The 22,361-nt window shown below is 59.0% G+C and carries 17 protein-coding genes and 2 pseudogenes; 12 read left to right on the top strand and 7 right to left on the bottom strand.

Annotated elements, in window-relative coordinates:
- The first annotated feature begins 296 nt into the window (after nt 1–296).
- Both AWB79_RS32675 and AWB79_RS32670 read left to right on the top strand, forming a co-directional pair.
- Nucleotides 297–743, top strand: coding sequence for a YybH family protein (locus tag AWB79_RS32675; RefSeq protein WP_232471091.1), 447 nt, complete (start codon nt 297–299; stop codon nt 741–743).
- 137 nt (nt 744–880) lie between these two features.
- On the top strand, nt 881–4,219 hold the full coding sequence (locus AWB79_RS32670; RefSeq protein ID WP_061171589.1) for an adenylate/guanylate cyclase domain-containing protein: 3,339 nt from the start codon (nt 881–883) through the stop codon (nt 4,217–4,219).
- Between the two features lie 756 nt (nt 4,220–4,975).
- Here the strand turns inward: AWB79_RS32670 and AWB79_RS32665 are convergent.
- Nucleotides 4,976–5,872 (bottom strand): DMT family transporter, encoded by an 897-nt coding sequence (locus AWB79_RS32665; protein WP_061171588.1) that lies wholly within the window; start codon nt 5,870–5,872, stop codon nt 4,976–4,978.
- Between the two features lie 245 nt (nt 5,873–6,117).
- On the opposite strand from AWB79_RS32665, the gene AWB79_RS32660 reads away from it, so the two are divergent.
- Nucleotides 6,118–7,224 (top strand): alcohol dehydrogenase family protein, encoded by a 1,107-nt coding sequence (locus AWB79_RS32660; RefSeq protein WP_061171587.1) that lies wholly within the window; start codon nt 6,118–6,120, stop codon nt 7,222–7,224.
- Nucleotides 7,221–8,324, top strand: coding sequence for a mandelate racemase/muconate lactonizing enzyme family protein (locus tag AWB79_RS32655; protein WP_061171586.1), 1,104 nt, complete (start codon nt 7,221–7,223; stop codon nt 8,322–8,324). Before AWB79_RS32660 ends, AWB79_RS32655 begins: the two co-directional genes overlap by 4 nt.
- 8 nt (nt 8,325–8,332) lie before the next feature.
- Here the strand turns inward: AWB79_RS32655 and AWB79_RS38605 are convergent, their stop codons facing one another.
- The 6 genes and pseudogenes from AWB79_RS38605 to AWB79_RS32630 form a co-directional block, all read right to left on the bottom strand.
- A complete protein-coding gene (locus AWB79_RS38605; RefSeq protein ID WP_374728580.1) occupies nt 8,333–8,461 on the bottom strand; it encodes a LuxR C-terminal-related transcriptional regulator in 129 nt (42 codons plus the stop codon).
- 150 nt (nt 8,462–8,611) lie between these two features.
- On the bottom strand, nt 8,612–8,824 hold the full coding sequence (locus AWB79_RS40235; RefSeq protein WP_198399147.1) for a hypothetical protein: 213 nt from the start codon (nt 8,822–8,824) through the stop codon (nt 8,612–8,614).
- Between the two features lie 120 nt (nt 8,825–8,944).
- Nucleotides 8,945–9,820: pseudogene (locus AWB79_RS32645) on the bottom strand (glycine betaine ABC transporter substrate-binding protein).
- 287 nt (nt 9,821–10,107) lie between these two features.
- A complete protein-coding gene (fdhA, locus tag AWB79_RS32640) occupies nt 10,108–11,310 on the bottom strand; it encodes a formaldehyde dehydrogenase, glutathione-independent (protein WP_061171637.1) in 1,203 nt (400 codons plus the stop codon).
- 40 nt (nt 11,311–11,350) lie between these two features.
- Nucleotides 11,351–12,580: a M24 family metallopeptidase gene (locus AWB79_RS32635; protein WP_096031647.1), complete on the bottom strand. Its 1,230-nt coding sequence runs from the start codon at nt 12,578–12,580 to the stop codon at nt 11,351–11,353.
- A gap of 116 nt (nt 12,581–12,696) precedes the next feature.
- Nucleotides 12,697–13,827 (bottom strand): FAD-binding oxidoreductase, encoded by a 1,131-nt coding sequence (locus AWB79_RS32630; RefSeq protein ID WP_061171584.1) that lies wholly within the window; start codon nt 13,825–13,827, stop codon nt 12,697–12,699.
- Nucleotides 13,828–14,147: 320 nt separating this feature from the next.
- Between AWB79_RS32630 and AWB79_RS32625 the strand changes: the two genes are divergently transcribed.
- The 8 genes and pseudogenes from AWB79_RS32625 to AWB79_RS32590 form a co-directional block, all read left to right on the top strand.
- Nucleotides 14,148–14,873, top strand: coding sequence for a GntR family transcriptional regulator (locus tag AWB79_RS32625; protein WP_061171583.1), 726 nt, complete (start codon nt 14,148–14,150; stop codon nt 14,871–14,873).
- A 59-nt stretch (nt 14,874–14,932) separates the two neighbouring features.
- On the top strand, nt 14,933–16,432 hold the full coding sequence (locus AWB79_RS32620) for an aldehyde dehydrogenase (protein WP_061171582.1): 1,500 nt from the start codon (nt 14,933–14,935) through the stop codon (nt 16,430–16,432).
- 4 nt (nt 16,433–16,436) lie between these two features.
- Nucleotides 16,437–17,327: a dihydrodipicolinate synthase family protein gene (locus AWB79_RS32615; protein ID WP_061171581.1), complete on the top strand. Its 891-nt coding sequence runs from the start codon at nt 16,437–16,439 to the stop codon at nt 17,325–17,327.
- A 15-nt stretch (nt 17,328–17,342) separates the two neighbouring features.
- Nucleotides 17,343–18,668 (top strand): NAD(P)/FAD-dependent oxidoreductase, encoded by a 1,326-nt coding sequence (locus AWB79_RS32610; RefSeq protein WP_061171580.1) that lies wholly within the window; start codon nt 17,343–17,345, stop codon nt 18,666–18,668.
- A gap of 62 nt (nt 18,669–18,730) precedes the next feature.
- The gene (locus AWB79_RS32605) at nt 18,731–19,618 is read left to right on the top strand and encodes an ABC transporter permease (RefSeq protein ID WP_061171579.1); all 888 of its coding nucleotides are present in this window, start codon (nt 18,731–18,733) and stop codon (nt 19,616–19,618) included.
- Nucleotides 19,611–20,723, top strand: coding sequence for a quaternary amine ABC transporter ATP-binding protein (locus tag AWB79_RS32600; protein ID WP_061171578.1), 1,113 nt, complete (start codon nt 19,611–19,613; stop codon nt 20,721–20,723). Before AWB79_RS32605 ends, AWB79_RS32600 begins: the two co-directional genes overlap by 8 nt.
- A 189-nt stretch (nt 20,724–20,912) precedes the next feature.
- A complete protein-coding gene (locus AWB79_RS32595; RefSeq protein ID WP_061171577.1) occupies nt 20,913–21,914 on the top strand; it encodes a glycine betaine ABC transporter substrate-binding protein in 1,002 nt (333 codons plus the stop codon).
- Between the two features lie 124 nt (nt 21,915–22,038).
- Nucleotides 22,039–22,284 (top strand): annotated as a pseudogene (locus tag AWB79_RS32590) (LysR family transcriptional regulator); the annotation flags it as partial.
- Nucleotides 22,285–22,361 lie beyond the last annotated feature (77 nt).

Here is a 22,361-nt window from a genome sequence, read left to right as displayed (position 1 = left end):
GCGAGGCTGGAGGCGGGTCAAAGGGATCGACCTCGACCACGTCGGCCGTGTCGTCATACCGCCGAGCGTGCGGTCGGGCGGCACTCTGTAAAGCTGCCGGCCCGGCGCTACCTTCCATCGTGTATCTCCGAGTTAATTGATTACGGAAACGTAAGATTTCTATACTCGTCGCGCAGATGGGCGACTGGCATTGAAAGGCTTACTGGCGCGAGCCGAATGCGAGCATAGGGATTTCCTCTAGGCACGAGCCCTGACGCGTCGTCCGGTTCTGCGCTTTGGCCATTTGGAGCGACAAGATGAACAAGTTTTCAAGAGGATTCGCCGCATGCGCCGTATTGGCATTTGCAGCTTCGCAACCGGCGCTGGCGCAGCACGACAAGGCGGTCGATCAGGCGAACACGGCCTGGAACGCGGCCTTCAACAAGGGAGATGCTCACGGGCTCGCCGCCATGTATGACGAGAAGGCGGTGATCTCGCCCGGCAACGGAACGACCGTTCAGGGACGCGCCGATATCGAGAAGCTCTTCAAGAGCTACTTCGACGCCGGCGTGCATGAGCATACGATCGACGTCGTGCAGGCACGTCGGGTCGGCAACGTGATGTACGAGACCGCGAACTGGACGGCCGTTGCGGAGAAGGATGGGAAGAAGACGCCCTATAAGGGCGTTTTGGTGAAGGTGATGACCAAGGGAGCCGATGGAAAATGGCGCACAACCGCGCACACGTGGAACGCCGCGCAATAAGCGACAGGCGATAACGCCGGGCACGAGGCGGTGGGGCCGAGTTGGACGCTCAACCGATCAAAGAGTTACCGCGGGGAAACGCGCCTTCAGCGGGTCCCTTCGGTTCTCGGGGAACGACCTGAAAAATCAGGTGGCCTATGGAATGTCCATCCTGCAAAGCCATCGTGCTCGATGGCAACAAGTTCTGCGTGGAGTGCGGTGAACTCCTGCCGGTCGAGTGCCCGTCTTGTAAGCATCCGAATTCGCCGCGCGCGAAGTTCTGCGGCGGATGCGGTAGCCGGCTGAATGTCGGCGCATCCACTGCATGTGTCGAAGTGCCGGCAACGGCGGCGCAAGCAACCGTGCTGACATCGCAGTCGGCGGAACGGCGGCAAGTCACGGTGATGTTCAGCGATCTCGTCGGCTCAACGGCGCTCGCTACGCGGCTCGACCCCGAGGATCTCCATGATGTGATCAACGCGTATCACACATGTGTTGCGGATGCGGTCGGCGCTTTCAGCGGCTTCGTCGCGAAGTACATGGGTGATGGCGTCCTGATTTACTTTGGTTATCCTCGGGCGCACGAGGACGATGCTGAACGGGCAGTGCGGGCCGCCCTGGCCATCATCGAGGCGGTCTGCTCTCTCAAGGCGCCGGGTCACGCTCCCGGCCGCCTTCAGGTGCGCGTCGGCATCGCGACCGGGCTTGTGGTCATCGGCGATCTGATCGGAGCGGGTGAAGCTCAAGAGCGCGGCATCGTTGGCGAGACTCCCAACCTGGCGGCTCGAATGCAAGCCCTGGCCGAGCCTGACGCGGTTGTCATCGAGCCGCAGACACGTTCGATTCTCGGAAACCTGTTTGAATACCGCGACCTCGGGAAAGTGCAGGTCAAAGGTTTTGCACAAGCTGTTCAGGCATTCCAGGTTATCGGATTGAGCGCCATCGATAGTCGATTCGAAGCGCTTCATTCGACGGACCTCACGCCGCTCGTCGGGCGCGACGAGGAGACACGATTGCTGCTTCGTCGATGGGAAAAGGCAAAGAGCGGCAGTGGCCAGGTGGTACTTATATCCGGCGAGGCGGGGATCGGCAAGTCGCGCATGGCCGCTGCGATTCTTCGAAGGATCGGCGAGGAACCGCACACCCGCTTGCGCTATTTCTGTTCTCCGCATCATGTGGATAGCGCGTTTTATCCGATCATTCACCAACTCGAACGGGCCGCGGCCTTCCAGCGCGACGACGATGCGCGCTCGAAGGTCGATAAGCTCGACGCGCTGCTTTCGCGCGCTACGGCCACGCCGGAAGACCGGCGTCTCATTGCCGACTTGCTGTTGCTGCGCGATATCGGACGGTATCCGGAAGTTCGTCTCAGCCCGCCGCAACGCAAGCAGAGGACGATCGACGCGCTTCTGCGACAACTCGACGGTCTGTCTCGACAACAACCCGTGGTGCACATCTTTGAGGACATTCACTGGATCGATCCGACGAGCTTCGAGGCGCTGGATCGGACGGTCGAGCTTATCCGCCAATTGCCCGTGCTGCTTCTGATGACTTTCCGGCCTGAATTCGACCCGCCGTGGGTCGGCCAGCCTCACGTTACGATGATGGCATTGCGTCGGCTCGAACAGGGCGATGTCTCGGCACTGGTCGAGACGATTGCGGGCAACGCGGTGCTGCCGCCAGAGGTAGTCAGTGAAATCGTCGAGCGCACGGATGGGGTTCCACTCTTTGTCGAGGAGTTGACGAAGGCCGTAGTTGAAGCAGGCTTCGATGGGCTCGAAGCCGCAAATACGCTGTCCAGATTGCCGGCTCGCACTATTCCGGCCACTTTGCACGCGTCCCTTATGGGACGCCTCGACCGGCTCGGTCAGGCGAAGGAACTGGCTCAGATCGGCGCGGCGATCGGGCGAGAGTTTCCGTATGATCTGCTGGCTGCGGTGGCCTCGCTATCCGAGCCGGCGTTGCGCGCGGGCGTGAATCAACTCGTCGCGTCGGGTCTGGTCTTCGGCCGCGGCGCGCCGCCCGAGGCATCCTATCTCTTCAAACATGCGTTGTTGCAAGATGCCGCCTACGGCACCCTGTTACGGCGGAACCGCCAGGAATTGCATGCACGGATCGCCGAGGCGCTCGAACAGCGCTTTCCGGAAAGGGTGGTCCGCGAGCCGGAGGTGCTGGGACGCCACTTTTCCGAAGCGCAACGGCCGGATCGTGCCACGGGTTATTGGCTCAAGGCGGGAAAGAAAAGCGCCGAAAGCTCGGCGAACCTGGAGGCGATCAGGCATCTTTCCCGAGCGCTCGAGTCGGTGAGAAAGCTTCCGGAGAGTCCCGAGCGTGATCGTCAGGAACTCACCATACAGAGCACGATCGGAACGCCGTTGATTGCTGTCTACGGCTACGCGGGCGCGGAAACAGGCGTGGCCTTCGAGCGTGCGCGTATCCTGGGCGAACGACTCGGAGACGCCGGCGCCCTGTTGGCGACGCTCAGCGGGCAATGGGCCTTTCACTTCGTGCGTGGCGATCACGACATGATGCGGCAACTGGCCGACGAGGCACGGCGCACGTCCGCGCAGATGGCCGATGAAGCGCTTCAGCTCGCCGGATACCGGGTGGCCGGGCTGAACGCCATCTACTTTGGGCGCTTCGTCGAGGCCCGATCCGCATTCGAGACGATCCTGCGCATCTATGACGCGAGCCGGCATCGCCCTCAGCCCGTGCATTACATCCATGATCCGAAGTTCTACGCGCTCGCCTATCTACCGGTCATCTACTGGATTCTCGGGTACCCGGAGCAGGCGCGACGCTGGCAAGCAAAAGCATTCGATTACGCGACCGAGTTGAATCAGGCGACGCTCACGACTCACGTGAAAATTTACGGTGGAGCAGGACTCGACGAACTGCGCTCCGACATGAGCGCGGTGCGCGTTCACGCCGAAGCAATCGTCGATCTCGCCGATCAACACAACCTGCGCTACTTCCGGCTGAGCGGTCTGATCCTCAGGGGCTGGACGATGGCGCAGGCGGGAGCGGGCGAAGAGGGTCTTGCGCTGATGCGCCGGAGTTGCACGGAGCGCCTTGCAATGGGTGTGAGTTGGTATCAGAGCCGATACCTGTGCATGCTGGCGGCAACGTTCCTGCAGCAGCACCGTCCCGACGAAGGCCTGGCCGCCCTCGAGGAGGCCCGGGAACTCGGAGTGCGTACCGACGAGCACATGTGGGAGGCGGAGCTCCGGCGAGTGGAAGGCGAACTACAGCAGATGCAGGGCGCACCGTCGTCCGAGGTCGAGCGACATTTTCAGGAGGCGCTTGCAATCGCACGCGATCAGGAAGCCAGGTCATTCGAATTGCGGGCTGCGATCAGCCTCGCCCGGTTGTGGCGTGATGAGGGCAGCCGTCCCGACGCTGGTCGAGTTCTTCTCGCTTCGATCTACAACGAGTTCACTGAAGGGTTCGACACACCCGATCTCATGGAAGCGAAAAGACTGCTGGACACACTTTAGTGCATCGGTCCGTGCGAGCAAGATGGCGGGTTGGCTTACCGCTCCTCGCCGGTCGGCCGTCCAAGGGCACCTCATCTTCGGCGCGGGGTTTCGCTGCGAGGGAGCTACGTCCCGCCATGCACACCGAGTCGGCGGAGAGCACGTTTAGTCCCACCCAGCAAAAATGATCTCGTGCAAATTGCGCGTGAGCACGAAGCCCGTCGTGCGCTTCGCCACATCTTCGTGCTGAAAGCACTGCGCTCCAACATGACCGTTGCCGTGACTGCTTCCTCCCATTAGCTACCCTTGGAAGGTCAACGACTCCACCAGCAGGATCGGGGCGGGGTGCGCAAGTTTGCGGGCACATCGTTTGCGAGTCTCGACCTGCGTGCGGTCTTCGGCAAACGGCCAGTTGCCGCCTTTCGCGGGGGCCATCGCGCAGTCATTCGAGCGGCTGCTGTACTTCAAACAGCGGTCTTTCGATGCGCGACCGCTCCGATGTCATTCGAGCACCGAAGCAACCATCTGCGGCGGATGCATCCGTTGATGTGATTCAGCCAGCCTCCTCCGTGTAGTGCTCGCGCAGGCCTGAGTGCCCGGTCCCAGCGCTTCGCTCAGGCATCGCGCGGGTGCTTTCCATTCTTGCTCAATGTCTGCATTGACGCTTGCAGATCGCCTCACCAGACCTCGAGGAATGGCACGGCGACCGCGGGCGAGAAGCCGAACGAATCCAGCCGAACGCAGAGACCTCCCACCAGGGAACCGACCGTCGTCCCTCTATAAAGCTGCGCGCTTGAAGCTTCGTTGACGGCCGACATGTAGCGTCATCACGCTCAAGATGATCAGAACCAGGGCAGCGAACTCCAGCAGCCCAAATCTCTCACCGACCGCCCAGCCAATCAGTAGCGCGACGGCCGGAGCCATATAAGTCGTCCCCGAGGACGCGACCGCACCGAATTCTTCCAGGAGGTAGTAGTACAGGAAGAAGGAAACCCCGGTACCGAGAATGCCGCCGCCCACAACAAGGCCGGCCGCTGCCAGCGGTTCGCGGAGGATATGGGTGATGCCGCCGAAATCGGTTACGGCCGCCAGCACTAGAACCGCGAGACCCATTTGCCACGTTGCCAACGCAAGCGGCGGGAGGGCCAATGGCGTCAGAAACACGCGTGCGTAGACATAAGAGACTCCGAGCACGAGCGAGCTCATGAGGAGCCAGAAGACACCAGACAATTCGATCGAGCCGCTTGCGCCTTCCCATGGTCGGGCGATCAGCGTGATGCCGAAAAAACCGAGCAGAACCCCGAATGACATCATGCTGCTCATCTTCTCGTTTCGCAGGAAGAACGCGGAGAAGATGGCCGTAAAGAGCGTGGCAGCGTTTCCAAGCACGGCCGCGATGCCGGACGGAAGAAGCGCGGTGCCTTTGGTGATGGCGAAATAATAGAACGCAGTCGCGACGAACCCCATCACGATGAAGTGATGAAGATGGCGCAGCTGACGAACGTTGATGACCTTTCTTCGCCATGCGACTAGCGCCAAGGGAAGGAAGCCGAAGAGCACGCGCAGAAAGGCAATCTGCATCGGGCTGATCGAGGATGAAGCCCATTTCATGTAAATGAAGTTGGATCCCCAGAAGAGACCGAGCAATACGAAGGCGAGGCGCGCTAGCTTCATCACAGTGATCTTTCAATGAACACTGTGATGCGTGCATCTCGTGTTCTGTTCGATGTTGCGAACAGGGTAGGGGTTCGACTCACTTAGGTCCATACGTCTCGCTTACCTAGGTAAGCGATCATCTGATACATAAGCTAATGTAATGCGTCGACGAAAATTTGTGCGTTGACGGACGTCGTTTCCCAGTCGAATACTTCAAAGAGGCGCGTAACGACCACTTCTCCCAACTTCTCCAAACGGACCCAATGATGTCACCTTCCTTGCCCGACACGATGCACGCTGTATTGCTTACCGGCTTAGGCGGCTTCGACAAACTCGAATACCGGACCGATGTGCCCGTGCCGCGACCGGGTAAGGACGAAGTGCTCATTCGGGTTCGGGCATCCGCAGTCAACAACACGGACATCAATACGCGGATCGGCTGGTATTCGAAGTCGATCGACACGGATACGGGCTCAGGCGGCGCGGAGGGATTCAAAAAGGTCGATGGCTCCGACGCGTCGTGGTCGGGCGTATCGCTGACGTTTCCGCGCATTCAAGGGGCCGATTGCTGCGGCGAAATCGTCGCGGTGGGAGAGGGCGTTGCGCCGGGCCGTATCGGCGAGCGCGTGCTGGTCAGCAATCTGCTGCGGACGTATGTCGACTATCGTCCGTTCGAATGCTGGACATTCGGGAGTGATTGCGACGGTGGTTTCGCGCAATTCGCGGTCGCGCCTTCGCGGGAAACACTGAAAGTGAAATGCGACTGGTCGGACGCGGAGCTTGCATCGATACCGTGTTCGTATTCAACCGCCGAAAACATGCTGCATCGAACAAAGGTCGGGGCGGAGGTCGTGCTGATTACCGGCGCATCAGGCGGCGTGGGGTCGGCGGCGGTACAACTCGCCAAACGTCGAGGCGCGACGGTCATCGCCCAGTCTTCTGCGAGTAAAGCCTCGGCGCTTCGTGAACTTGGCGCCGACCGGGTACTGGATCGCAAAGAGAGTGTCGTGTCAGCGCTTGGCGAGAACTCTGTCGATGTGGTGATCGATGTCGTCGGCGGTGAACAATGGCTCGATCTGCTCAAGGTGCTACGCCTGGGCGGCCGCTGCGCGGTTGCAGGCGCTATCGCCGGGCCGGTATCGAAGATCGACCTGCGCACGCTCTATCTCAAGGATCTGACGCTGATGGGCTGCACCTTTCAGGAGGAAACCGTGTTCGCGAACCTGATCTCGTACATCGAGAAGGGCGAGATCAGGCCATTGGTATCGAAGACGTTTCCCTTGAAGGAAATCCGCCAGGCGCAAGAAGAGTTCTTAAACAAACAACATCTCGGCAAAATCGTGCTTACCATTCCGGAGACTGCAGCGTGAAGATCAAATCAATTCATCTGTACCAGTACGAGCTTCCAGTCCTCAACGGACCGTACAGGATGGCGAAAGCCGATGTTTATTCGCTGACGACGACGCTCGTCAAACTCGTAGCGGACAATGGTCTGTTCGGATGGGGCGAAACGTGTCCCGTCGGACCGACATACGCTGAATCGCACCCGGCGGGCGCGCTCGCGGCGCTTTCGGCGATGGCGCCCGGACTCATCGGCGCTGACGTGTTGCCGATGCCTTTGCACGATCGCATGGAAGGTCTGCTTAATGGTCACAGCTATGCGAAGGCCGCGGTCGACATCGCCATGCATGATTTGCTCGGCAAGCACTATGGCGTGAGCGTGTCCGACCTGCTCGGCGGCGCACTGGCGGAACGGCTGCCGTCCTATTACGCGGTCACCATCGGCGCACCCGACGAGGTTGCACGCGTCGCAGCAGAAAAGCGAGCAGAAGGCTATCCACGTCTTCAGCTGAAAGTGGGCGGAAGGGCGATCGAGGAAGATATCGAATCGGTTTCGAAGGTATGGGAGGCGTTACGCGGTTCAGGCGTACGTCTGGCGGTGGATGCCAATCGCAGTCTGACAACGCGTGACGCGATTCGGCTCAGTCAGGCGTGTGCCCACGTCCCCTTCATTCTCGAACAGCCTTGCAACACGATCGAGGACCTGCAAGCGATCCGGAATCAGATCAATCACGGCCTCTATATGGACGAGAATTGCACGAACGTCAGCACGGCTGTTACGGCGGCAGGAACGGGACTCGTTGATGGCTTTGGCATGAAGGTCACGCGTCTAGGCGGCTTGCACCCGATGCGCGCCTTTCGGGATATATGCGTCTCGCGTAACTTGCCGCACACTTGCGATGATGCTTGGGGCGGCGATCTTATCGCGGCGGCCTGTGCGCATATCGGTGCGACCGTCCCGCCGCCGTTACTCGATGGCGTCTGGATAGCTGCGCCGATGATCGAAGGACACTTCGACTCAAAGAATGGGGTCAACGTCGAAGGTGGTCATGTCCGACCACCGAAGGGCGTCGGCCTCGGGATCGTTCCCGAAGAGGGAATGTTCGGCGATCCGCTAGCGTCGTTCTGAGATGTGCTTCAGGTAGGGAGTTGCGCGATGGGCTTGGGAGTCGCCCGCGCGCCATATTTTCGCAGCAGGCGCGCGCGGTGAATGTCGACCGTGCGCGCGCTGATGTTCAGCTCGTTGCCGGCTAACTTACTCGTCAAGCCGTGCGCGAGAAAGGCGGCAATGTCGCGCTCTCGCTCCGGTCAACGTGTTCGCGATGTCAGCCTGCATTGGGTCCTCCGGCAGGTCAGTAATGGCTCTACCCAGAGCGGAAAGAGACTTTGCGAGGACCAGTCATCGCCTCGCGCCCTTCATCGCGAAACGTACAACTTCATCGACGACTGCATCATTGTTCGTTTGCGACCGATCTTTTTGCCGACGAGGCCGAAGACGAGCCCGCCGTGCGGATGAAATGCACGCGCGACCGCAAACACCGCAAGCGTCTTCAGAGGTCCGACGATCGAAGCTGCGGCGATCGCGCGTCGCAGCGCCTGATATCTACCTGTTGGGTTGCCTGTGGGCACGGTCATCTCCCCTTTTACGTATCGGTTTCAGTCCAACGTAAAAGGAGAGTAGGGAACCAAATTACTTAAACGTGTCAGTCACCTACGTAAATGAGATGCACGAGAGTCGCCGTCGATCGTCTACTGCGCGAGCCATGCCTGAACTTTGTCCGGATGCGTGTCGACGAACTTCTTTGCGGCGGCGTTCCAGTCGTTCGTCGCATTACCGTCGAGCTCAATTGATTCGACATCCGCCAAGTTCAGCTTGAAGTGGCGAACAGAGACGTTGGCGCGAGGGTACTTTTGCGTGAACTGCTTCGAAGCGAAGCCATGGATTTCCTCGGCGCCGCCCAAGACGCCCTTGGGATCTTTCAGATAGCGCATTTTGTACTTTTGCCACAGCCAGTGTGGGCTCCACACAGTCGCGACAATCCAGTTCTTGGAATCGTAAGCACGCGCGACGGCACTCAGCATGCCGGCCTCGCTCGCCCTGATGAGGTTGTAACCGGCCAGGTTGTACTCCTTCAAGGCCTTTTCCGATGCTTCCATTTCGCCCGCACCCGGTTCGATGCCTTGAATCGAGCTATTGAGCTTGCTCTTGACCTCGGGCTTGTTCAGATCGGGAATCGACGACACTTCGCTTTCGGGCACATAGTCTGGCACGGCCCAGCCGATCTTCGCTCCCGTGTAGATGACCCCGATGTCGTCCATGTCATTCTTGAAGCGTGCGTAATAGGCTGCGTGCGTGACCGGCAGCCAGGCGCCCAGCATCAAGTCCACGTCGCCCCGGGCGATGCCCTGGAATTCGATACCAAGGTCCGCGTACACCAAATTGACAGGCTATTGCAGTTTCGTTTCGAGAACGTACTTCGCCGTGTAGACGACTGCTTGCGCATCGGCCCAGTGGGCTAGCGTAATCTTGATTGGTTCGGCCGAGTTCGCGCACATCACGAACGTGATCGCGGAGACTGCGGCGGCAGCCTTTATAACGAACTGCGAGGAAAAGGATTTCTTCATTTCGTCACCTGTGTCGCTGCAGTTGAAGTTTGCCTTCGAACCCGGCTTCCACCTATTTTCCGCTCAACCATTCTGATTAACATCAGTGATTCGCCCTTTGCCCTGGACGAATGCGTCGTCAAGCGAAACGTGTGTCGAGACGCCGATCCTAGTATTCGAGCCTGTAAAAGCGTCGTCAATGGAGTGGAGATGTAGCTTTCGTATGTCGAGATCGACTGCCGTGCGAGCGATCAAGAAAAAGTGCCGGTCCTACGACCGGCCGCAAAGCACTCCTCGAAGAGCCACGTCTACGCCGCTGCCTTCAGACTTCCGTGCGGATCGATGACGAACTTCTTTGGCACACCCGAATCGAACTCGGCGTAGCCATTAGGTGCCTGATCGAGTTCGATGACCGTCACGTTGACCGCTTCGGCAATATTCAGCCGGTCCCAAAGGATGGCCTGCATCAGATTGCGGTTGTACTTCATCACCGGGGTCTGGCCGGTGAAGAACGAATGCGATTTCGCCCAACCTAGTCCAAAGCGAACCGAAAGGCTACCGTGCTTGGCGGCTGAGTCGGCGGCGCCAGGGTCATCCGTGACGTACAAGCCGGGGATGCCAATCTTGCCAGCGGCGCGAGTGACTTCCATGAGTGAATTCAGGACGGTGGCTGGAGCCTCCGATTGTGAACCGGCGTGACCGTGCCCTCGAGCCTCAAAGCCCACGCAATCGATAGCGCAGTCGACTTCCGGTTCACCGAGCAATCCCGCGATCTGTTCAGCAAGCGATGCGTCTTCGGACAAGTCGACAGTCTCGAATCCGACTCGACGAGCGTGCTCGAGGCGTGTCGGATTGACGTCTCCAACGATGGTGACCGCTGCGCCCAGCAGTCTCGCCGATGCAGCCGCGGCCATCCCGACCGGGCCAGCGCCCGCAATATAGACGGTGGAACCCGGACCGACCCCTGCGGTCACGGCGCCGTGATAGCCGGTCGGCAGAATGTCCGACAGGCATGTCAGGTCGCGAATTTTCGCCATCGCCCGGTCCCGGTCCGGGAACTTGAGCAGATTGAAGTCTGCGTACGGCACCATGACGAACTCGGCCTGGCCGCCAATCCATCCGCCCATGTCAACGTAGCCATATGCGCCACCGGCGCGCGCCGGGTTGACGTTCAGACACACGCCGGTGTTTTGAGCCTTGCACATCGGACAGCGGCCGCACGCAACGTTGAAAGGCACGGAAACCAGATCACCTTTCTGCAAAGTCGTCACGTCGGAGCCGACTTCGATCACTTCGCCGGTGATTTCGTGGCCGAGCACAAGCCCAGCGGGGGCGGTGGTTCGACCGCGAACCATGTGCTGGTCCGAGCCGCAGATGTTTGTAGCGACAACTCGAAGGATGACACCGTGATTGGCCTTCCTCCCGGCGGGGTCGACAAGCTCCGGAAAAGCAATGTTGCGGACTTCGACTTTTCCAGGCCCAACATAAACCACTCCACGATTACCTGACATGTAGCCTCCTGTTCTGATGTCATACAAAGCGACGCTGCGGTCACAGCCAATCGGTTTCGAAGTCGCAATCAGTAAGCGAAACACATCCTTCTTCTGTCAACACCACTTGCTGCTCGAGTTTGACGCCTTGCGTTCCACCCTCGGCGCCGATGTAGCTCTCCACGCACACCGTCATGCCAACCTCGAATCTGCCGTCATAACCCGCGGCATCCCAGTCGACCATGTGCGCGATAGAGGGGTACTCATCGACCATGCCGATGCCATGGGCCAGGCAGCAGTATCTGTTCTTGACGAATTGCTCCGGAATCTTCCAGGCCTTTTCCGAAAACTCCCGGAACGTCATACCTGGCCGCAGGATGTCCATGTTGTAGTGGACCTGCGCGTAGGCATATTCATAAAGCTTGCGTTGCTCGTCAGACGGACGGCCATCGCCGACAAGCCATGTCCGCGAGATGTCGGAGCAATAGCCGTTCGGTCCGACCATGTCCGTATCGAAAGCGAGAAGGTCACCTTCTTTCAAAACCCGGGACGAACACTCATGCATCCACGGGTTGGTTCGGTCGCCGGAGGCGAGAAGCCGCGTTTCAATCCACTCTCCGCCATTCCTGATGTTCTCAAAATGAAGGTGCGCCCAGATGTCATTCTCGGTGAGCCCCGGGCGAAGCTCGCGACGCATGCGCTCGATGCCTTTTTCTGCGGTCCGCAAGGATTCACCGATGAGAACGAGTTCGCCCGACGACTTGATAAGCCGCGCGGTCTCCATCAAAGCTTGGCCATCAAGGATGGTGATTCCCTCCTTCTCGAGATACGCGGTACCGAACGGGTCGAGGCGGTCGATGGCAAGCAGGCGCTCGCCCGGAGCGTACTTACGGAAAACGTCGACAATCTCGGCGCCCCACTGCTGAGCGCGGTTTTCCGCTTCATGCCCGGCATTGAAGAACGTCCAGCTCTTCGCGCCGCGCAATTCGACGTGAAGGTCCAGGCCGTCCCAAACGTGTTCGCTGCTGTGGAATTCCCAGGCGACGATGCGACCGTCGGCGAAGACCATGACGTAACGGGCGGGGTTTCTACCGGCCCACACCTGCATGTTCGACGTGTCTGTTGCGTAGCGGATGTTCACCGGGTCATACAGCAGAATCGCGGGGCAATCGTATTGCCGCAATTGCTCCTGGACGCGCTGGAGTCGGTATGCTCTGACATCTCGCTGAATTTTGTCTCTCTCTCCCGTCGTGACGACGCTGCCTGCTCCATTCGACCGGACGTCCATCATTCTGTTGCTCCAAGCATTTATTTTGAGTGGGGTTTGAATCAATGACAGGGGAGTGGTCGCCTCATGGCGACGCCGAGTTTTCGACACTCACACCCGATGCGGCTTAAATCGACGGCCTACAGTTCAAGGATCAAGTCAGAGGTCGGCCGGCTGCAGCAAAGCAAGCGAAAACCCTTCTGAATTTCCCGCTCGCGAATGCCACCGTTGTGCTGCATATCGACCGTGCCTTCCAACAGTTTCGTCTTGCACGTTCCACACACGCCCTGACTGCATGAAGACGGGATGGCAACCCCCGCCTTCCTTGCTGCCGAGAGGACCGTCTCCGACGCGTTCATTTTGAAAGCCCTCGACGAGCGCGAAAGCGTGACGGTGAACGTCTCTTGCGTGACCGGTTCTTCCTCATGGATGGGCTCCGGCGCGACCCCGGCGGTAATGTCGAAGCTTTCCTGGTGATAGTGCGAAGGGTCGTGTCCGCCTTCTCTGAGTATTTCGCGCACGGCGTGCATGTAGCCGGCGGGGCCGCAGGTGAACACTTCTCGCTCTGCGTAATCCGGAATCCAGGCCGCCAATTGCTGCAGGCTCAGCCGGCCCGTCGGGCCGGTCCAATCCGCTTCGTCGCCGACGCCTTCGCAGATGAAGAATGTGTGGAATCGCGGCGATTTCTCGGTGAGTTGATGGAGTTCCTTGCGAAAGACGATGTCCGCAGGCGTTCTCGCGCTGTGGACGAACACCACATCGCGGTCCAGTCCCAAGTCGATGCTCGCGCGCGTCATCGACATCAACGGCGTTACGCCCGACCCCGCAGACAAATAAAGCGACTTTGTTGGAGCCGCTGCGGTCGACGTGAACGTGCCCGACGGTCCATAGGCGCGCAAATGGCTTCCCGGATGCATGTGGTCGTGCAGCCAGTTCGACATGACGCCTCCGGGCACACGCTTTACCGTGATTGAAACGAGGTAGGGGCGCGTCGGCGGCGATGAGATGGTGTAGCAGCGTTCGACCGATTGCCCGTGCACGTTGGCCGAGATAGTCATGAACTGACCGGGTTCGAAACGCACGGGCATACCGTCACCGACCCGAAACTCGAACGTTTTGACGTCGTGCGTTTCATTCGTGACGCGACAGCAGGTCAGGGTCTGCTGCTCGCCGCTTGCCCAGACCCGACCCGCGCTTTCCCAGGTGCCGGGATTCGAAAAGCTGGACTCTGCATCGTGCATTGGGGCCAACATCCTTTCCACTGAGTTCATAGCGTCAATCTAATTAAGCACGTTGTGAGTAGTCTCTGGACTGGTTGCGGCGCTCGACTTATCAAACGTGGATACCGAAGAACTGGGCGAAGGCGACGGGTGATTTGGTTTGTCGTTCTCAGGTATGCACCTTCGCTGGAGTGGAGTATTGGTTTGCGAATCACCGCCGTCAATGCGCTTTATTTTCCTCTCTCTATTACATTAAGTTATGCATGGTACTGATTTTATAGAGTTTTCTAAGTGACTTCCCTAGTTAGACACTGAGGCGTCTTGACGAATACAAATGGAAGACACACGATTCGGACCAACAAGGAGGCGGCATGAAGACGAACGTCATCGAAATCGACCAAGGCGATGGACAAGCCCCATCTCAGGACCGCAAGGCAAGTCTGGCGCAGTCGCTGCGGCATCGCATTTTGAGCATGGAGCTGGCGCCAGGTGCGAGCCTGGACGAGGTCGCGCTAGCGGAGGAGTTCGGGCTGTCCCGTCCTCCGGTTCGTGAGCTGATGCGCCAAATGGCGGCCGAAGGGTACATCGAGCTCGAAGCGAATCGAGCAGCACGCGTTGCGTCGATGAACTTCGACTCGCTGCGTAATTACTTCCTGGCGGCGCCGCTGATTTATGTCGCCACGACAAAACTCGCAGCGCGGCATGCGACGAAGGCAGAGATTGACGGCCTCAAGCGTATTCAGGAGCAGTTTCGGGCGGCTGTTGAAGGCAATGTCGTTGACGACCGGGTGCTCGAGAACGACCAGTTCCACTTCGCTATCGGGAAGATGGCGCATAACCCGTATCTGCTGCCCAGCCTCTGTCGGCTCCTGATTGACCATGCGAGGCTCGGGCGGACTTTCTATCAACCGCGCGACGAGCGAATGGACTCGGAGCTTGCAGAAGCCGTGCAGCAACATGAGGACATCATCGATGCGATTGAGCGCCGAGATGCAGAGGCCGCCGGCGCCGTGGTGTTAACGCACGTCAATTTGGCCCGGCGAAACATGGCGTCTTACGTCACACCAGAGGGCGTCACCGTCCCGGTCGAATTCTAGTTTTGCGAACCGAACAACCGCTTGGTCCTTCCTGAAAACCGCACTAATGAGAGACTGACATGAGTGATTTGCTGTCCAAGAGCGAGTATCAAAAGATTGCCCGCGAGCTGAAGCTGCCGACGTCCGCAGTCATTGGGGGCGAGCTCCGCGGTGCCGCATCGGGCGAGACGTTCCCGACTACCAATCCGGCGACCGGTGAACACCTCGCAGACGTTCCGGCCTGTTCGAAGGTGGATGTTGACGCAGCAGTTACGAGCGCGCGTGCGGCTTTCAACGACGGGCGCTGGTCGAGGCTCCATCCGGCTGCTCGCAAGCAGGCCATTCTCAAGTTGGCGGACCTCGTTGAGCAGAACGCGCTCGAGCTCTCCGTGATGGAAAGTCTCGATGCGGGGAAGACAATCTTCGATTGCCAGACGGTTGACGTGCCTGAAACGGTCAACGTGCTGCGCTGGCACGCCGAAGCCATCGACAAAATCTACGACCAGGTTTCTCCGGCCTCGGACAGCCATATCTCCATGATTGTCCGCGAGCCGGTCGGCGTTGTGGGCTTGGTTTTGCCGTGGAACTTTCCGCTGTTGATGCTGGCGTGGAAAATTGGCCCGTCGCTTGCTGCGGGCTGCTCGCTTGTCGTGAAGCCGGCTGTTGAGACGTCGCTGACGACCATGCGCGTCGCGGAACTCGCGCTCGAGGCGGGCATTCCTGCAGGCGTCTTCAACGTGGTGACCGGCTCTGGCCGCGCGGTTGGTGAAGTCATTGGACGCCACCCGGACATCGACATGGTGTCGTTCACTGGTTCAACGGCCACCGGACGGAAGTTCCTCTCCTATTCCGCCGAGAGCAATCTAAAGGAGATTGTGCTTGAAATGGGCGGCAAGAATCCGTGCATCGTGATGTCCGATGTAACTGACTTGGACGCAGTGGCGGGCCACATCGTCAATGGCGCCCTCTGGAATATGGGCGAAAACTGCTCGGCAATTTCGAGGCTCATCGTTCATCGCGACATCAAGGCGCCCCTTCTCGACAAAATCCTGAAGCTCGCCGAAGAGTGGCGCGTAGGCGACCCGCTGGACCCGCAGAACCGGATCGGGCCGCTGGTCTCCCGTCAACATTACGAGAAAGTGCAGTCATATCTCACGGGCGACGTACAGGTGCTCTTCGGTGGCGAGACGAGCGAAGGACGCTATGTGCATCCGACCATCATCGATGTCGAGAGCAATGACGCGAAGCACGCTCGCGAGGAGATTTTTGGCCCGATTCTGTCGGTCATCACAGTCGATAGCCTCCAACAGGCTATCGACGTCGCGAACGACACGGAGTACGGCCTGTGCGCCTCCGTGTTCGCGGGCAACGGTAAGCGAGCCTTGCGCGCGGCACGCGCGGTTCGAGCCGGCACGGTCACGGTGAACTCCTTTGGAGAAGGTGACATTACCACGCCGTTCGGCGGGTACAAGCACTCGGGCTTTGGTGGACGCGACAACTCGCTCCACGCTCACGACCAATACACGCAGCTGAAGACAATTTGGCTCGACCTCAACGACAACGAAACGGACGAAGAGTAATCACATGAAGAACTTTGCTTTCCCTGGTATCAATCTGGCCATCAGTACTCCTTTTGATGAAAATGGCAAGCCGGACCATGCGCGATTGGAGCAATTGATTGAAAAGTACCTCGCCGCAGGGATTCGTGGCTTCGTGCTCAGTTCAGGCACCGGTATGCACGTCTACCTCTCGCCGCAAGAGTCGAAGGACCTCGTCGCGTTGGGCGCAAAGGTCATCAACGGCCGCGCCAAAATCATCGCCCAGACGTCCGCATTGCTTGTCGACGACGTCGTTGAGCGCACACGCCACGCTGCCGACTCCGGTGCGGACGGTGTGATGGTTCTCCCGCCGTTCTTCGAGGGTCCGACCGATGACGATGGCGTCTTCGAGTTCTATGCCGCTGTTGCGCGTGGTGGTCTTCCTATCATCGGATACAACGTGCCGCAGGCAGTCGGCGTAGAAATCACGCCGTCTCTTCTGCGCCGTCTCTGCGAGATTCCGGAATTCCTTGCGGTCAAGGACAGTAGCGGTGACTTGGCCAAGCAGGCGGCTCTCGTCCGTACCGGCCTCCCGATGATGAACGGGGCCGATGCGCTCGTTCCCTACGCAATGTATGCTGGCGTCAAAGGCCTTATCTGGGGCGGTGCGAACTTCGCGCCGAAAACCTGTACTCAGTTCGTCACCGCAGCGCAGGAGCACCGTTGGGACGATGCCCGCGAAATCTGGCGTCTGCTCGAGCCCGCCATGTCCCTGATTTGGGAGGGCGACTACGTCCAGTCCGTGTACGCGGCGGCGGAGATGACCGGCTACGGCGCAGGCAATCCGCGTCGCCCCTTGTCTCGTCTGTCGGCTAAGAAGATCGATGTTCTGCGCAGCGCCTTGGGCGAACTGGTCGAACGCGAGAGTGCTGTTTAACGGGCCGAGCCAATCATGTACGTAGCGAGCAAACTTCCCCAACATCTTGGTCAATCCGGCTGGGTATCAATGCTTCCCCGCCGGACGCCGCGCGCGCCTCTGAATGGCACGGTGAACGCCGACGTCGTCGTGATTGGCGGTGGGTTCGCCGGGCTATCGGCAGCGCGGCGTCTCTCTCAACTCGACACGAAGCTCAAGGTCGTCATCCTCGAGGCTGGGGAGGTTGCGGAGGGTGCCACTGGCCGCAACTCGGGTTTCATCATCGACTTGCCGCACGAAGTCTCGTCTGAAGACTACGGTGGGTCAGGCGATGATTCAAGGCGACACGACATCAAGGTCCACCGTATGGCGATTGCGTTGGCCCAAGGCCTTGCCGACGAAAAAGGATGGGGGAAAGATGTCTTTGACCCGTGCGGCAAGTACAACGTCGCGCTCGGTAAGCAAGGCGATAAGCACGTTACCTCGTATGCGAAGCAACTGGACAAGGTGAACGAACCTTATCGACTTCTCGATGCCAAGGAAATCGCGGCCGTAACCGGGACGAACTCTTTCACGTCCGCGATTTTCACGCCCGGAACCGTCATCATCCAGCCCGCTGCTTATATCCGAGGGCTGGCCGATTCCTTCACTGGATCCGTGCGCCTCTACGAGAACACTCCCGCATTGTCATTCGACCGGAACGGCGCATCGTGGCAAGTCAAGACGCCGAAAGGGACGGTTAATGCGGGGAAAATCATTCTCGCAAATAACGGTCAGGCGCAGAACTTCGGTCTGTTCCGCGGACAGCTCTTGCATGTCTACACCTACGCGTCGATGACTGAGGCGTTCGAGCCGAAGCGGCTTGGAGGTCAGCGCTCGTGGGCGGCGACACCTGCCTTTCCGATGGGAACAACGGTCCGTCGGGTTCAAGGCGACAAGGGAGACCGGATTCTCATTCGCTCGCGATACACCTACAACCCGCGGATGCAGGTGAGCGAAGGCGCCATTGCTCGCGCCGGCCGCGTGCACGACAAGAAGTTGGAAGCGCGTTTCCCGATGCTGAAAGGCGTGCCCATGGAGTACCGATGGGCCGGGGCCATGGCGCTGACCTGGAACGGCGTTCCCGCGTTCGGTGAGATTGAACCCGGCGTGTTCGCAGCGATTGCGTGCAATGGAGTGGGCGCTACCAAGGCTACAGCATCTGGCATCGCCGCAGCGGAAGCAGCGCTCGGTATGGATTCCTGGCTGGTTCAGGTCTTTAAAGGCTTTGCGGCGCCGAAGCGGCTGCCACCTCAGCCTTTCCTGACGATAGGAGCGACTGCAAATTTGAGCATGAAGGAGTGGTCGGCTGGATTGGAGTGACGAATCAGCGCGACGTTCGCAAGCACAGCAAATTCCGGCAATAGCTGAATGACGGAGGACACATGGACTGGTTAAGCAAGTTCCCACATATGCAGGACGAGTCGCTTCTACATTTGAAGCGGTCCATTGATGACAGTTTTCGCGCGTTTACATCGGCGTACGGCGACTCTGTCGACAGTTTTTTTCAGCCGCTCCAGCAGTTCTTGATGGCAGCGGAGCGATTTCTGACTCAGACGCCATGGCCAATCATCATGTTGCTCATCCTTGCCATCGCGTGGGGAGCGAGTCGAAACTGGAAGGTTGTCGTTGGATGCTTCGTGACCCTGGCGTTAATTGGCTACTTCGACATGTGGCAAGACACGATGCGGACCGTGTCGATGATATTCGTCTGTACGGTGCTGTCCATTTTCATTGGCCTGCCCATCGGAATCGTCATGGCGAAGTCTGACCGTGTCCGCCGAATCGTCGACCCGATTCTCGATGTGATGCAGACGATGCCAAGCTTCGTCTACTTGATTCCCGTCGTGATGTTGCTTGGCATCGGTCGGGTGCCCGGCTTGATTGCAGTGGTCATCTACGCCATTCCACCGATGATTCGCCTGACCAACCTCGGCATCCGCCTGGTCGACCGCGACATTCTCGAGGCGGCCGATGCCTTCGGCTCCTCTCAATGGCAGCGCCTGCGCAAAGTGCAGCTTCCACTCGCTTTGCCGACCATCATGGCGGGCGTCAATCAGACCATCATGATGGCGCTTGCGATGGTCGTGGTCGCCGCGATGATTGGTGTTCAGGGCCTCGGTCAGCCGGTTCTCAAAGCAATTGCAAACCAGTACTTCACGCTCGGTATTTTCAATGGTCTTGCTATCGTAGGCATCGCGGTCATCTTCGACCGTGTCAGTCAGGCATATGGCAAGCGACTCCAAAAGCATCAGGAGGTGGTCCATGGCTGACATCAATGATGGCGGAATCAAAATCCGCAACTTGTACAAGATTTTTGGACCGAAGGCAGCATCGTTCGTTGCCCCCGTCAAGAACGGCCTCTCCAAGGCCGACTTGCTGAAGCAGTCAGGCCACGTGCTTGGCCTTCGAGACATTAGCCTGGATATCCCTGCAGGCTCCATTCAGGTCATCATGGGACTGTCTGGCTCCGGCAAGTCGACGCTGATTCGGCACATTAACCGACTCATTGACCCCACCGCCGGCGAAGTGCTGATTGGCGGCGTCGATGTCTGCAAGATGAAGTTCCGTGACTTGCGCGAATTTCGCCGTCGTCAAACGGCGATGGTGTTCCAGAAGTTCGCGCTGCTTCCGCACAGGAACGTGCTGGACAACGTTATCTACGGTATGGAAGTTTGCGGCGTCTCGCGCAAGGAGTCGGTCGAAACGGCGATGCGATGGATCGAGCGCGTCGGCCTCAAGGGCTTCGAGCAGCGCTATCCCAATCAGCTCTCTGGCGGCATGCAGCAGCGCGTCGGTCTGGCCCGTGCACTTGCGATGGACGCACCCGTACTTCTGATGGACGAAGCGTACTCGGCCCTCGACCCGCTCATTCGGATGGACATGCAGACCGTACTGCTGGACCTTCAGAAAGAAATCCGAAAGACGATCGTCTTCATCACCCACGACCTGGATGAAGCGCTTCGCCTGGGCGACCAGATTGCCATTCTTCGAGATGGTTGCATGGTGCAGCAAGGGACGAAGCAAGACATCGTCCTGCGACCGGCCGATGAGTATGTGACGAACTTCGTGAAGCAGGTGAACCGAGGTCGAGTCGTATCCGTCGACGGCGTCATGTCGCCCCTTCATTCCGGTGTCGCTGCAGTCGGCAAGCACGTCGCGGCCGACACGACCGTTGAGGACGCGATTTCAATATTGACCCGGGAACCCGACCAAGACCATCTAATTGTCGTTGGTGAGAACAACCATCCGTTGGGAACGGTGAGCTTGCGTCAATTAGCCTGCGCCCTGATTACCCCGGATGAAGAGTCAGATGTGATTCCCGTCGGTGCCGACGCGCGAAAGCGCGCCGAGGTTCAGGTAGCGGTCTCTCGCTGATTCCCGCGGATTTTCGCGATTAGCGAAGGTGCCCTCGGGCACACCGCTGAAGTACGAAGTCTGTCGTAGTTGACCACAAAACCGTAATTAACCATTCGGATGCGTCCAACGTTCCCTGTTTCCTAGAACGTCACGGACGCATCAACCCAGCGCATACCGGGGAAGGTCCGGCAAATCAAAGGAGCTGCAATGAGACTCAAACTTCTTGGGGTCGTTTTTACAGTGGGCGCTTTGTGCGGAATTCCGCAAGCCAACGCCGCCAGCTGCGGAAACGTGACGATAGCAAGCATGAACTGGCAGAGCGCCGAGCTCGAAGCAGCCGTTGATAAGTACATCCTCACCGAAGGTTACGGCTGCTCGGTAAACTCCGTCATCGGCGACACCGTCCCGACGATTACCTCGATGGTCGAGAAGGGGAAGCCAGACATCGTATCGGAAGGAGCTATTGACTTGCTACCGGCGGTCGCCAAGCAAGGCATCGACTCCAAGAAGATTGTCACCGCTGCCAACGTCATCAAGGAAGGTGCAGTCTATGGCTGGTACATTCCAAAGTATGTGGCGGATGCACATCCCGAAATCAAAACGATTCCCGATGCGCTGAAGCATCCGGAACTGTTTCCCGACCCCGAGAATCCCAAAAAGGGTGCAATCTACAACGGCCCTCAAGGGTGGGGTGTGACGGTCAATACGGCCCAGTTGTACAAGGCTTTCAAAGCGGAGCAGGCGGGGTTCCGTCTGGTCGACACTGGATCGGCAGCGGGTTTGGACGGCTCGCTGACCAAAGCCTACGAGCGCAAGCAGGGCTGGCTCGGCGTGTACTGGGCGCCTACTTCGCTGCTCGGGAAATACAAGATGGTCAAGCTGGAAGAGGGCGTGCCCGTCGACCTGGCTGAGTGGAAGCGATGCACCACCGTCGCGAGTTGTCCTGACCCGAAGCCGACTGGATGGCCGGGAAGCCGCTTGCTTACGTTGGTCGCGAAGCCGTTCGCTGACAAGGCCAGCCCCGACGTGATGAAGTACCTGAACACGCGGACGCTGACCACGAATGACGTGCAACAGGTCATGGCGTGGATGACCGACAACCAAGCGACCGGTGAGGACGCAGCGAAACACTTCCTGAAAAACAAGCCGGACGTTTGGACGAAGTGGGTGACGCCGGCTGCTGCGGAAAAAATTAAAGCATCTCTGTAAGAGTACCTGAAGTGGTTTTCACTCGCTGCTACCGGTAAGGTAGCAGCGGGACTTCAAGTGGTTGCTGCTTTCGCTGCCACCTGGAGCGTGTTCAGAAAGACAAATCTCCACTCATACGCTCACGATGAAAGCAGTCCAGGATGGTGCGAAGGGCTATCGGCGACTTATCCCTTCTCTTACCGCGTTGGTCGAATTTGAGGCTGTCGCACGGCTGCGCAGCTTTACGAACGCGGCTACGGAGTTAGGCGTCACCCAAGCTGCCGTAAGCCGTCAGGTCCGGCTTCTGGAAGAGATGCTGGCCGTACGTCTCTTAGACCGTCTGCACAGAAACCTCACTCTGACGAAGGAAGGTGAGGCGCTTTATGCAGTCTGAGATTGACCCGCCAAAACGGACACCTATCCTTTGGAAAAAGGGGGTGCCAAAATGGGCAAGCATCGAGCACCGTA

The organism is Caballeronia hypogeia (assembly GCF_001544875.2).
Taxonomy (GTDB): domain Bacteria; phylum Pseudomonadota; class Gammaproteobacteria; order Burkholderiales; family Burkholderiaceae; genus Caballeronia; species Caballeronia hypogeia.
Note: the sequence above shows the minus strand (reverse complement) of the source record. Positions and strands in the feature narration are given on the sequence as shown.